At 53.2% G+C, this 13878-nt stretch carries 9 protein-coding genes; 1 reads left to right on the top strand and 8 read right to left on the bottom strand.

The genetic code is table 11. The features are described from left to right. Positions 1-19 precede the first annotated feature (19 nt). Positions 20-1498, top strand: coding sequence for a M1 family metallopeptidase (locus tag HX448_RS07070; protein WP_102329968.1), 1479 nt, complete (start codon positions 20-22; stop codon positions 1496-1498). Here the strand turns inward: HX448_RS07070 and glgA are convergent. The 8 genes from glgA to HX448_RS07030 form a co-directional block, all read right to left on the bottom strand. Next, positions 1495-2994 carry a glycogen synthase GlgA gene (gene glgA / locus HX448_RS07065; protein WP_102329969.1) on the bottom strand — a complete coding sequence of 500 codons (1500 nt, stop codon included), beginning with the start codon at positions 2992-2994 and terminating at the stop codon, positions 1495-1497. The genes HX448_RS07070 and glgA overlap by 4 nt on opposite strands. Positions 2995-2999: 5 nt before the next feature. Then, the gene (locus HX448_RS07060) at positions 3000-4274 is read right to left on the bottom strand and encodes a glucose-1-phosphate adenylyltransferase (RefSeq protein WP_102329970.1); all 1275 of its coding nucleotides are present in this window, start codon (positions 4272-4274) and stop codon (positions 3000-3002) included. 202 nt (positions 4275-4476) lie between these two features. Then, positions 4477-5466, bottom strand: coding sequence for a cysteine synthase A (gene cysK, locus HX448_RS07055; RefSeq protein ID WP_102329971.1), 990 nt, complete (start codon positions 5464-5466; stop codon positions 4477-4479). A 158-nt stretch (positions 5467-5624) separates the two neighbouring features. Continuing rightward, entirely contained in the window at positions 5625-6065 is a 441-nt protein-coding gene (locus HX448_RS07050; protein ID WP_102329972.1) for a response regulator, read from the bottom strand. 89 nt (positions 6066-6154) lie between these two features. Further along, complete coding sequence (locus HX448_RS07045; RefSeq protein WP_102329973.1) at positions 6155-10252, bottom strand: MASE3 domain-containing protein; 4098 nt, start codon at positions 10250-10252, stop codon at positions 6155-6157. Between the two features lie 89 nt (positions 10253-10341). Next, positions 10342-11316, bottom strand: a complete 975-nt coding sequence (locus tag HX448_RS07040) for an ornithine cyclodeaminase family protein (RefSeq protein WP_102329974.1) — start codon at positions 11314-11316, stop codon at positions 10342-10344. 147 nt (positions 11317-11463) lie between these two features. Beyond that, positions 11464-12432, bottom strand: coding sequence for an ATP-dependent 6-phosphofructokinase (locus HX448_RS07035; RefSeq protein WP_102329975.1), 969 nt, complete (start codon positions 12430-12432; stop codon positions 11464-11466). A 56-nt stretch (positions 12433-12488) separates the two neighbouring features. Further along, positions 12489-13853 (bottom strand): BaiN/RdsA family NAD(P)/FAD-dependent oxidoreductase, encoded by a 1365-nt coding sequence (locus HX448_RS07030; RefSeq protein ID WP_226846690.1) that lies wholly within the window; start codon positions 13851-13853, stop codon positions 12489-12491. Positions 13854-13878 lie beyond the last annotated feature (25 nt).

The following is a 13878-nucleotide window of genomic DNA, read 5'->3' as shown; positions in this document are numbered from 1 at the left end:
TTAAAATGTAGCGATAAACATGTACCAAAAGTTGATTTCGTCCGTCAATTCGATATTGCTGACCGTCATACTTGTCTTGCTGGTTGGCGCCGGTGGCTGCACTCCCGCGTTAACCACTGCACCAGATGTCGATTGGCAAGACTTGAGTATTTATGAGCCCAATCTCATTCAGAGCGAACACGCCTCCATGGCAACGATGTCGGAGCTGACTGTCTACCATTTGGATGTGAGTATTGCCCCAGGTTTCGGAACGGTTACCGGGCACGAAGAGGCGCATTACGTCAACCGGGAGACGGTTGAGTTGTCATCGTTATATTTCAGGTTGTTCCCCAACGAATCAGGCGGGCAGGAAGTCGTTTCAGTCGTTTTTGTAGATGGAAAACCGGCAAATTTCGAGACAACTTCAAGTTCATCGGCTCTGAAAGTAACTCTTCCCGAGGCATTAAAACCAGATGACGAGATTACAATCAGCTTGGATTTTAGCTTGACGCTCCCTTTAACGGCCGAACAAAATTTTGGTCTTTTGGGCTATTTTAATGGAGTGCTTGCTCTTGATTCTTTCTTTCCGATCATCCCGGTCTACGACGAGAGCGGCTGGCATATCGAGTCTACCGATCCTGACGGAGATAAAACCTATAATGACGCCGCTTTTTTTCTGGCGACAGTCACTGCGCCTTCGAACGTAACCCTGGTGTCTTCAGGAGTTGAGATCGGCGGCGAAAGGCAGGGACTGAACCAGATAGTCAGATTTGCTGACGGCCCGGCTCGAGATTTTTACCTGGTGGCCAGCGACCAATTATCCAGGAAGAGTTCGACTATCGGCGAAACAACCGTAAACAGCTACTACCTCCCCGGAGAGCAGGACGGGGCTGACAAGGCTTTATCAACGGCGACGGACGCTTTGAAAGCATATGGCGACAGGTTCGGCTTATATCCCTACACCGAATTCGACATCGTGCCGCTAGCCCTCTCCGGAGGCGGCATCGGTATGGAATACCCCGGCATCGTCTGCGTCGGGATGAGCGTCTACGATAATCTGGCATTGCTGGAAGAAACGGTCGCCCATGAAACGGCGCACCAGTGGTTTTACAATCTGGTCGGCAGTGATCAAGTGAACCAGCCATGGCTCGATGAGTCCCTGACCCAATATGTAACCAGCCTTTACTATATCGACGTTCACGGCCAGGACGGCTGGAACGTCACGAAGTCCGGTTGGAACAGTTTTTGGTCACGGACGCTCAAAGCTGAAATTCCGATCGGGATGCCGGTGTCGTCGTACCCGGGATATACCTACGGTTCCATTATTTACGGACGCGGACCGCTGTTCGTGGCGGCGCTGTCGGATTGTATCGGAGGTCTTGTTTTCGAAGACTGCCTGCAAGCCTACTGCAAGAATTTCGAGTGGCAGGTGGTAAACACGGCGTCATTTCAGAATTGGTTCCAATCGTGTTCGGGCAAGGATTTGGGCGCGCTTTTCCGGAAGTGGGTATTGCCTTAACCTGATCGATGGATAGACTGATTCTGAAGTTGATCTTGGTACAAACGCAGGTACTGCCGCATTGAACGGTCCCATGAATGGTCGGCCGTCATAGCCCGGTGGACGAGTGACTTCCATTCAATTTCATTGTGGTACACAGAAAGTGCCCTGTCGACGGCTTCGACCAGGTCTTTCCCGGAAAAATCATCGAACACGAAACCTGTTCCGCGATGGTTTGTAGCGTCATATGGTTCAACTGAATCGGCAAGGCCTCCGGTCCGCCTGACTATCGGGACGGTACCGTACCTTACCGCGTACATCTGGGTAAGGCCGCAAGGCTCCCTTTTCGACGGCATCAGGAGGATATCCGCTCCGGCGATCATCTGGTGGGCGGCGGCTTCATCGAAGGCAATTCTGGTACCGACGCGGCCAGTGTTCTTACGTGCGAGTTCCATAAAATATTCTTCATAACGCCTCTCGCCCCGGCCGAGTACCAGGAGCTGGACATCCTTCATAAGAAGTTGTTGGCTGATATCCATGATCAGCTCCAGGCCTTTGCCTTCCACTAGACGAGTTACGACACAGGCTATCGGCACATTTGGATCTGGTTCAAGCCCGTAACAATCCTGCAGAAAACGCTTGCATTCGGTTTTCCCCGATGCGTCCGTTGCACCGAAACGTTCCTTGATGTACGAATCAGTATTTGGGTTCCAGACCTCGTAGTCGATCCCGTTCAAAATCCCGGAGAGATCCTCTGCGCGTTCTCTCAGCAACCCTTCGAGGCCAAATCCGCCACCGTCCTGCTGAATCTCCAGGGCGTAAGTTGGGCTGACGGTGGTCAACCGGTGGGCGGTTGCGATACCGGACTTCAGGTAGTTTATCTTGCCCCAGAACTCGAATTGCGAAGGGTTGAAATGACGCCAATCAAGGTCAAGCGCCGGCCAATGATCCGTGCCGAATAGACCCTGATAAGAGAGATTGTGAATGGTCAGGACGACCCTTGTATCCGATAGCGCAGGATATCTTTCAGGTTGCAGCCTGAGGAACGCGGCTGTGGGTGCCGCCTGCCAATCGTGCAGATGGATTATCTTGCTGCGGGTTATGGTCGCGACCTCGAGAACGGCCCTAGAGAAAAAGGCGAAACGCTCCGCATTGTCAGAGTAGTCTCCCGAATCGTCCCCGTAGAGGCATTCACGGTCGAAATACTCATCCGCTCGGATAAAAAAGGCATTCAGAGACCGCCCAATGCGTTTTTTGTAAAGCTGCACGCCGACGATCTTGTCACCGATGCGGATGGCGAGGGTGGTAGACGGTTTCTGTTTCGCCAAAAAATTCGCGATTACGGCACGATAAGCCGGCATCGCAAGGTTAACCTTGGCTCCCGACGAAGCTAAGGTTTGGGATAACGCGCCGACGACATCCGCCAGTCCGCCCGTTTTGGCAAACGGGACAATTTCTGCCGAAGCCATGGTGATAACGAACCGAGGGTTGGATGGACCTCTTGATTTTTCAGGCATCGGACTTAGAACGTCAACTGCTTGGCGATGGTCTCAGGCTCGATGATAGTGCCTTCAGGCAGCACGGTCCCCTTGGGCACGACGACAATGCCGTCCTGGATAACCCAGCTGCCGTGATCGGCGTTGGTGCCGCGTGGGAACGGTTTGATCACGGTGCCGGCTCCAATGCTGACGTTTTTATCGATGATGGCGCCCTGGATGTAGCATTTCTCGCCGATACCGATCGGCCGATCGTGGTTGTCGGCCCGGTAGCAGTCGGCACCCATTAGCACAGAATCGCTGATGACACTGCCGCGCCGTATCTGGCTGCGGACGCCAACCACCGAGTGAATGACGCTGGAACTCTTGACCAGGCAACCGTCTCCGAGCAAAACATCGTGCAGGCTTGAATCCTCGATAATCGAACCGGGCAAAAACCGTGCGTGGGTGTAAATCGGTCCTCGAGGGTCGTAAAAGTTGAAAGGCGCGTCCTGGCGTGTCAGTTCGAGATTGGTCTCGTAAAACGAGCGAATAGTACCGATATCTCGCCAGTAGCCATCGAATTCATAGCTGAAAACAGTCAGATTATCGACAGCCCAGGGAATAACATCCTTTCCGAAATCGACGAAATCCGGTTTATTCGTCAGGATATCGGCAAGAACGCCGGCTTTAAAAACGTAGATGCCCATTGAACCGAGATAGCAGTTGGTTCGATCCGGATAGCTGACCATGGCGGCCTGGGATGCCGGGTCTTTGGGCTTCTCATTGAAAGAAATGATTCTGCCGTCGGCGCTGCGTTTCAGGACCCCGAATCTGTCGACTTCCTCTCCGCCGATCGGGATAACGCCGACGGTGATATCCGCCCCGGAAGACCAGTGACACTCGACCATTTTAGAATAATCCATGCGGTAGAGATGATCCCCGGCTAGTATGAGGATATCGGAGGGGTTGGCGGACTGGATTTGAATCAGCTGTTTCCTCAGGGCATCCGCCGTTCCCTGGTACCAATCGCTGGTGATCACAGTTTGTTCGGCAGCCAGGATTTCGATAAATCCGGCGTGGAACCGGTCGAGCTGATAGGTCTGGCTAACATGACGGTTGAGTGAAGCTGAGTTGAACTGGGTGAGGACACTGATCCTGAATATGCTGGAGTTGATGCAATTGGAGATGGGGATATCGATGAGGCGGTATTTACCCGCCAGGGGGATGGCAGGCTTAGCCCTCAGAGCGGTCAGGGGGTGCAGGCGGGTGCCGCGGCCGCCGCCCATGATGACCGCCAGAATATCTTTTAAGGAGGGCATCGATGTTCACCTTCGCGGGCCTTGCCCGAACTCAGAAGATCGGTTTGGGATATTGTATATAGTTCATGATAAGTTAACAACAAGACGATCGGATTCTTATTCCCAAGCCAGCCTGGAGCGCCGGGTCGAGCAGTTCAAAAATCCGGCCGTAACCATCGATGACCAGGTCTCGCCAATCCATTATATTCTCTGCTCCTGAAGATTAGCTCCCTTTAAAGACCCAGGTGGAAAGGTACCTTTCCCCCGTGTCCGGCAAAATTACGACAATCAATTTGCCTTTCATCTCCGGCCGTTTTCCAATTTCGACTGCTGCCCATACCGCTGCGCCGGAAGAAATACCCGCCAGGATTCCCTCTTCTTTGGCGAGACGTCGGGTCATCTCCCCGGCAGCATCATCGCTGACTTCGATCACCTCGTCTATCAAATCCGTCCGCAGGTTCCTTGGAACAAAACCTGCACCGATGCCCTGTATCCGGTGGGGACCAGGACTGCCGCCGGAGATCACCGGCGAAGACGCCGGCTCGACAGCGAAAGCCTTGAAAGACGGCTTCCGGGTCTTAAGAACTTCGGCAACTCCGGTAATCGTGCCGCCGGTGCCAACCCCGGCGACAATGGCATCGACCTTCCCCCCCGTGTCCCGCCAGATTTCTTCGGCAGTGGTCAAACGGTGGATTTCAGGATTTGCCGGATTCTTAAATTGTTGGGGCATGAAAAAACCCGGATTGGCGTCGACTATTTCTTGGGCTTTGCGTATTGCTCCAGGCATACCCTCGGCACCGGGGGTCAAGACTAACTCGGCACCGAGAATGGTGAATAACTGGCGCCGTTCCACCGAAAAAGTGTCCGGCATGGTCAATATCAGGTGGTAGCCCCGGGCCGCCGCGGTAAAAGCTAACGCGATCCCCGTGTTGCCTGAAGTCGGTTCGACTATCGTGGCGCCGGGTTTGAGTTTCCCTGTTGCCTCGCCATCGATGATCATGGCGACGCCGATCCGGTCTTTGACCGAATGCAAAGGGTTGAAAGATTCGAGTTTGGCTACGAGTTCAGCGCCGGTCCCGGCGCTCACCCTGTTCAGACGCACAAGAGGGGTATTGCCGATAGTTTCGGTGATATCGCAGGCGATGCCGTGTGTGAAATGGGGGAAAATCTTGCCTCGGAAGGGAACTCCGCTGGATCCGGAAGACTCAGGCATACTGTCTCCTCAAGCTATTGAGTTACTAACAACGGTCTTAGTTTATCAGCATCTTGGGCTTGAGTACATAAGATTCCAGGGGGAGGATAAATCGAAAGACCACCGGGATCAACCGCGAAAAGACTTATTGACGGCCGATCTTAATTGATTTATTTGTGTCAGTTGATCGAAGGCATCACCAGGGGAGGGCTGACGTAACGACCGCCCGCCAGGGCTTCCCTGATGGCGTTTACCGTATGCTCAACCCCTGATTCTTTCAAGATATATCCCGAGGCGCCGCAGGCCATCGCCCTGGCTACATATGGTTCATCACCGTGCATCGAAAGTATAATCACCTTCGTCGGCCATCGGCGTTTTCTGATTTCATCAGCCAGTTCGATTCCAGTGAGCCCGGGCATCGAGAGGTCTGTTACAAGCACGTCAGGGATGGTTGTTTCTAACAGTGACAAAGCTTCACTGCCGCTTCCGGCTTCGCCCACAATATCGAAGTCGGGCTCGTATTCCAGCAGAGCGCGAACACCCTGCCGCACAATTTTGTGATCATCCGCTAGAACTATCGTAGTCATATCCCAAACACCGTCGTCGCCCAATGATTTCATAATTGTATTTTAGGCGGAACCAGGTATTAAAAAAATACGTAATGATACGTATTTAGTCGTCTGAATGGGACTAATTATGTTAAACAGGTTTACTTAGTTGGTTTATAAGGTAAATTTACGTTGATAATCGTGCCTTTACCCGGACTGGATTCAAGCGAGTATGTTCCACCCAATAAAGCGGCTCTCTCTCGCATTGCCGACAGCCCGGTTGACATGCTTGATGCAGCGGGATCGAATCCGCGGCCATGATCTTCGATTTTCAAAGTGAGAGTGTGATCCTTGATCGACATCTGAACCCATACTTCTTTCACGCCCGCATGCCGCATAATGTTGGTCAGTGCTTCCTGAGTGATACGGTAAATTACCGTGTTCATATCTGAAGACAAACCCGATATTTCATCGTGTTCAAAATGAACCTGAAGATCCGTTTGCGCCTTGAGTTGTTTGAAAAGCCATTCCATCGCGGCTACCAGACCCAAATCATCGAGGATGCCCGGTCGAAGCGACAACGACAGGCTCCGCACCTGTTTGATGATCTCTGCGATAAGGTTCCCCGTGTCTTTGAGGATCGGTTTCATTTCCTCAGGCGCCATGCGGTCGGCCCGGCCGAACATAAGCTTCAGCACTGTCAGGCTCTGGCCAGTTTGATCGTGGAGTTCCCGGGCGATCGCCCGCCGCTCCTCCTCCTGGATCGAGAGCAGCCTGCTGGACAATGAACGGAGGGATTCTTCAGCCTCAGCTCGGAACCTTAGTTGCTCGGAAAGGTCGGCGTAAGCGGTCTCCAATTCCATGGTGCGCTGTTCGACACGGCGTTCCAGACTGGCGTTCAGTTCCTGGATTGCTTGTTCGGCACGCTTGCTGTCGGAGATGTCACGGAACACTCCGACATAGGCGATGATCTGTCCTGTATCGTTGCGGATCGGGCTCGTTGAGGCAACCACCGTGGCGCGGCTGGTGTCTTTGCGGACAATGTCCATCTCTTCATTATCGACCGCTTCGCCTGTGGCGATCGTCCGGTTCATCGGCCATTCAGATGCTAGGTATGATCTTCCATCCCGGTGATAGCTGCGGCTCAAGTCGAACGTGTTTTCACTTGACGGCGGTTCGCCGAAAATGCGCGCAAATTGACTGCTGGCCATAACCAGCGTTCCGTGCGCGTCCCGGATGACTACTCCGGTAGGCAGTTGGTCCAGGGTATTTTGCAGCAGACGGCGCTGTTCATCGATCTGTTGATGTAATTTTTCCCGCTCGGCTTCGGCCAGCTTCCTTTCGTGGATGTTTTTTACGATGTGGACGCTGCCGACGCATTTTCCGTCGACGTCGATGATCGGCAAGGTCGTGGCTTCGATAAATATGCCCAATTTCGGTTCCATGAATTCTTCTTTGGCTTCGGCTCCGCAGTTCATGGTGCGCCGGTGGGGACAGAAAGCCGGCGGATGAGCTGCGGCATGGACGACTTCGTAGCAATATTTTCCCACTGCCTGTTCAACAGGGATTTTGAATGTCTCGGTGAAGGCTCGATTGGCACGGATTATTTTGTGCTCGGGATCGAGGAGCATGATGATGTCGTTAATCGAATCGAAAGTTGCCTGCCATTCCTCTGCCGCTGCTTTGACAGCTTCTTCAGCTTTTTTACGGTTGGTGATATCGTGGACGATACCGAAGCCGCCGAGGAGCGAACCGTCGTGGCCAAATTCCAACTCAGCTTTCTCCCGCACCCATTTCAAACGGTCGTTAACTACGAGGCGGTGCTCAATGTCATACGGTTTCTGCTGACTGAGGGCGGCCTGCCAGCTATCGTCCACAAACCGCCTGTCATCGGGGTGAACGCTGGCTAAAAAGCGTTCATAGGTTATGGCTTCGCCTGTAGGCACCTCGAAAATACGGTAGGTTTCGTCGGACCAGGTGAGGATGTTACGGCGAGTGTCCATAAACCAGTTGCCGATCTTGCCAACTTCCTGGGCTCTGGCTAAGTCCTGCCGGCTTCTCTTGACTTCCTGTTCCGCCTCGACATTTGTGGTGATATCCCGGTTCGACGCGCGGCGGCCCAGCGGCGACCCGTGAGCATCGTAAACCGGTCGGCAGACATGGCCCAGCCAGCGCTCCTGGCCGTCCTTGCGGATGATACGAAACCGGAGTTCACTCTCGTCCTGGTCGACTGCCGAAGCCGAGAGATGATTCGTCAGCAGTTCGCGGTCATCAGAGTGGACGATCCGGGTGATTAGGGTATGGTCGTTGTTGAACTCTTCCCTCGAATATCCAGTGATCGCCTCACAGGAAGGAGAGTTGTAATAGAACTCGCCAGCCGGGCTCAGCCAGTATTCCCAATCGTGGGTGAAGTCCGCGACAATGCGGTATTGTTGTTCACTCTGACGAAGGGCTTCCGCAGTTCTTTCGATATCTGCCTTGGCTTTGGCTAGTTTCAGGTTGGAGTACCCCAGTTCCGATACCATCGATGAAAATCGAGTGAAAAAATCCATCAGGGCGGCGACTTTAACCCGGCTATGGTGTGGCGCCCGTTTCAAGGCGGTAATGTACGCGGACCTATCGAAACCGAATTCATCCGCCTGTTTCAAAAAACGGCTTTCGTCAAGTTGTTCGTCGTCAAAGAAAAATTGGCCGGTAAAGACGTTGCCGACATGACGGTCGCCAATATATAGGGGTGTGACGATATCCCACATGTTATTTTTGCACTTATACGTTTTGAATTCGCCTCGTGCAACGCCCCGAGTCAAGGCTAAATCGCTCTCGATGCAGTTAGCGCAGGCCCGCGGATTTTTTCGATGGAATTCCGTACAGATCTCCTGCCATCCGGTGCCAACCAGAACCTTGCCCTTGAGATCGATAATTGAAAACCCTATTCCTGTCACCTTATATAGGTCTTCCATCATGTTCTGAACCGCAGGCAGGTCAAGGACGGCGCCCAGGTCGTACTCGACCGGATGAGCTTCCGATGAGAGTATATAGTCCAACTGCACCCGGAGCTTGGCCTCGCTCGTTTTCAGAGCGTCCTCTACCTTTTTGCGGTCCGTAATATCGCGGATGACAGACAGCAAAAGTCTGGTGCCGGCGATGGTAGCTCCCCGGGAACTGACTTCAACCGGAAATTCGCTGCCGTCGCGACGCCGGTGAACTGTTTCAAACATGATGCCTTTTTCGTTGGCCTCCGCCATTTGCCGGGAAATCATTTCCTGTTCAGGCGCAGCCCTGAGATCTCCGATTTTCAAATGCAAGAGTTCTTCCCGGTCATAACCGTAGGCGGAGGTAGCGGCTGTGTTGGCCTCAACGATGCGCCCATCGTCCGCCCTGACCATCAGGATGATGTCGCGGGAGTTGTTCGACAGGAGTTCAAAACGCTGTAGCTCGTTAGCCCGTTCCTCGAAGTGCTCTTCGTTCAGCTTCAATTGGCGGAACATCAGGTCGAAGGGGCGGGACAGTCCGGTCTCGATGATCGCCTTGTAGATGAAGTAGATCGAAACGAGGATCAGGAAGTGCCCGACGGCGTTCAGAAAACCGTACGCATCGGTATACAGGGTAAATGCCATCTCCGATCCGATGTTCGCCAGCATGGCGACGGTGAGGAAGGTGATGACATTAGGACCGAATTCGTCTCGGTCACGCCGCAATAACAAGATGGCGCCAACCAGGATGCCGGAGATGATATACTCGCTGATTATTTTGAAAGCGGTGAGGCCGCTTCCCACAATGAAAGCGGTAGGGAAAACCTGCCAGACGAGAATTGAAATCAATATCAGAGCTGTGGCGATTCCAAACACCGTGAACGCTGCGTTGGAATTCAACCGGCTGTGGATGAATAGCGGCGCCAGGATTAGTGTCAGGCTTTGAAGGTATCGGGCGGCGATCCAAAATTGAGCCGCAAGGTTGGTAGGTTCGAAGTCGTTAAAAATCCCCATACCCCGGTAGGACAGGGTGTGCATCGTGCCCAAAATACTGACGAATAAAAAACCGATGCCGATAAACAGCAGATAATCGTTAGATATGAAGCGACGGGCATTCCAGGAGATAACGAAGATGCTGAATGTGACAGCGACACCAAGCAGTTCCACAATGCTGTGGAAAAGGAGGTAATCGGTCCTTGATAAGACGTAAAACCCGATAAAAGCCAGGACTCCGGCCGACAGCATTCGCACCGAAATGGGGGCCGTTCTGGTTTTACTTGCGTTCATTGTTTCTTATTGAAGCTGCGCCGAAGATAAAAATGAAGTGAATCATTATAAGAATTTGTTCGAATGCTTTTCAAAACAACAGAATTTTCTCAATAGGTTTGTTCAAATTGTATGAAATCAAAATTCAAGCCGGCTTGATTTGCGAGTGCTTTGGTATAAATCGTTCGGGCGGTCGCGATATCCTGGATTGCCAGCCCGGTCGAATCAAAGACGGTAATCTTCTGGGGATCGCTGCGTCCCGCTTTTTTACCTGATGTCAATTCACCAAGGGTTGCGTAGATGTTTTGGATGCCGAATGAACCCTTAGAAATCGGAACATTGAGTTCTCCGGCGTGGGTCGATTGTTCGATGTCATCGACGACCACGATAGAATTTGCCAATACTTCGGGTTCAAGTTCCTCTTTGCCCTTTGCGTCGGCGCCGATGGCGTTGACATGGGCGCCCGGCTTAAGCCAGCGGAGTTTCAAAAAAGGGTTTCTTGATGGTGTCAAAGTGCAGACGATATCGGCGCCGCAGGCTTGTTCCAGGCTCACGATCTTGATCGGATAATTTGGGAATAGAGACTTGAACCGTTCCGCGGATTCAGAAGACCGGTCGAACACCATGATTTCATCGAATTTGAAAAATTCCGAATGAGCCAGAAGTTGCGTCTGCGCTTGTTTGCCCGCACCGATCAACCCCAGCGAATTGGCATCCTTTCTGGCAAGGTATTTGCTGGCGATGGCGCCGGCTGCCCCCGTCCGGTATGCCGTGAGTTCGGTAGCATCCAGGATGGCCAACGGGTAGCCGGTCTCCGGGTCCGAATATACGACGATAGCCATCACCGTCGGCAATCCCAGTTTATTGTTCTCAGGATGCACGTTGACCCATTTCAAGCCGGCTGCCCCCGGCACCGATGCCGGCATAGCCCGGAAATCGCCTAACGGCAACGTCAGGTAGGCTTTGGAGGGCATTGCTGCTTTATCAAGCGCGTAATCGGTGAAGGCCTGTTCGACTGCTTTCAAGGTCTCCGGCATCGTTATCAGGGTTAGGATATCGTGCCGCGTGAGGAGTAGCGTGGACATGGGACACTCCCCTTATCAAGATTTTTCTATCAGTAAGTCCGAGTGGCAAATTGGTACTTATAAAGGTTTGGTCGCCTTTGCGCCGTGTTAGTAGCTGCTTTGTTTTGGTTTCAGCAGGCATGGTACTCTCTGCTATGTTAAAACTCCTTATCGGGCGAGTTTTTCGGCGGTCTCAAGGATTGAAAGGTCGAGTGTCTTTTTATGGCTGACGACCTCGGCATACGGGGTAGCCTCTATTTCCCCGCAGGCCAGGCCGAGGAGCGAGCCTGAGCGACCAGAGGCGAGTTCCCTTATCGCTGCGATCCCGATTCGAGTGCCGAGCATCCTATCGAATGCTGTCGGCGCCCCGCCTCTCTGGACGTGACCCAATATGGTGGTACGGATGGAAAACCCCAAACTTGGATTTTCCTTGAAGTGCTCCTGAAGCCGCATTGCATTCCAGTAGGCGCCTTCAGCCACCACGATGAGGCAGTGTGATTTGCCGCGTGAATATGTTTCCTCGATTACCCTAGCGATTTGTTCAGGGCTAACTTCAACTTCAGGGATAACTACGCATTCCGCTCCTCCGGCGATGCCGGCGGTCAATGCCAGATAACCGTGGTTTCTTCCCATGGTTTCAACGATGTGGGCACGGTGGTGGGACGAGGCGGTGACTTTGATACGGTCGATGGCTTCCAGCACGATGTTCAGGGCCGTGTCGACACCGATGCTCTGGTCGGTGCCGTACAAGTCGTTGTCTATCGTTGAAGCCACGCCGACAACGGGAAACCCCATTTGGTTCAGGAGGTGAGCGCCGGTTTGGGAACCATTGCCGCCTATCACAATCAATGCCTCGATGTCGGAAGAGACAAGATTGTTGATCGCTTTTTGTCTTCCGGCCACGGTTTCAAATTCTTTCGAACGGCTTGATCCCAGGATCGTGCCTCCGGACTGGATGATTCCAGAGACGTCGCGTGGTCCCAGAGGTCGGAATTCTCCGGCAATCAAGCCGGAGTAGCCGTTATTCGTTCCTATGACTTCGAAACCGGATGAGGTGCCGTATCTGACGATAGCTCTGATGGCGGCATTCATTCCTGGTGCGTCGCCGCCGCTGGTAAGTACAGCTATCTTTTTCAAGTACCGCCCTCTTTGCTCGATTTGTTAGATTAATTATAACGCAAAGTTAAGAGAACTCAGGATTCCCGGGTGCCTGTTGTTTCAAGGAAATTCGCGGCCGCTTCTCCGGCTACCCAACCGGTTGAGAACGCCGCCTGGAGATTATATCCCCCTGTATCGGCATCCAGATCCAAAACCTCGCCGGCTAAATATAGACCGGGCACCAATTTTGAGGCCATCGTCTTGGGATCGACTTCCGTAAGTTCGACGCCGCCGGCGGTAACCATGGCCGCGCCCAGCGGCAGGGTGCACTTTATCTCGAAGGTTAAGTTCTTGAGGAGCCTGACCAGGGAACGACGATTCTCGATGGTGAAATTGGAGGCCGTCCGTCCCAGGGGAATCCCTGAAATTCCCGCCATTACCTCTACCATTTTTTCAGGTAATAATTCTCGCAGGATCGCCGGAAGTTGGCGTTTGGGAGAGGCGGCAAACTCGCGCTGCAAACGAGTATCGAGTTCTTTGTTTGAGAGTGCGGGTTTGAGGTCGATGCTTATAGACACTGGGCTGGCGTCCAGTGCCCGCGCCACTGCCTGGCTCATCAGCAATGTGATGGGTCCCCCGATGCCGAAATGGGTGAACAACATCTCACCGAAACGGCTCTCGATGATCGGTTTTGCCGGTTTTTCATAGCCCGTGCCGCGACCGTAATCATGTTCAATCGTCACTTCCGGGATCGATACCTTATCACAAGCAAAAGCAGTAAGCCGGATGTTTTTGAGAGCTACGCCCTGGCAGGCAATGGCGAAACTGGTTTCCTTCAGGACCAGCGGCACCAGCGCCGGGTATAAAGGGTTTATTTTGTGACCGACGCCCCGAGCCAACTTGAAGCCGTCGCCCGCTGAACCGGTGGCCGGGTAGGAGGCGCCGCCTGTTGTCAGGATGACGGCTTTTGCGCTCAATATCTCGCAGGACTCGAGCTGGACGCTAATGATACCGTCGCAGCCTCGTTCAATACCGACGACGCGGCTGTTTGGTCTGATTTCAACGCCGTTTCCCTTAGCGTATGACACCAGCGCGTTAACGACATCGGCGGCATTATCCGAAACGGGAAAGACCCTTCCCCCCCGTTCGTTCTCAGTTTCGACGCCGCGGCGGCGGAAGAAGTCCAACAACTCATCCCGGAAGAAACGGTGAAAAGCCCCGTGGAGGAATCTGCCATTCGGGCCGAAAGCGGACAAGAATTCCTTGAGCAGAGCGGTGTTGGTTATGTTGCAGCGGCCTTTGCCGGTGATGAGCAGTTTCTTCCCCGGGGCGTCCATGCGTTCCAATAACGTTACACTAGCCCCGAGTTCAGCCGCCCGGCCAGCGGCGATGAGTCCAGCGGCACCGCCGCCAATTACTATGATTTGGATTTGGTCCATCGATTTTGGAGGATTATTCATGGGCTACTCTGGAATGTTTCGCAAT

It is taken from the genome of Dehalogenimonas etheniformans (assembly GCF_014672715.2).
Lineage (GTDB): Bacteria > Chloroflexota > Dehalococcoidia > Dehalococcoidales > Dehalococcoidaceae > Dehalogenimonas > Dehalogenimonas etheniformans.
Note: the sequence above shows the minus strand (reverse complement) of the source record. Positions and strands in the feature narration are given on the sequence as shown.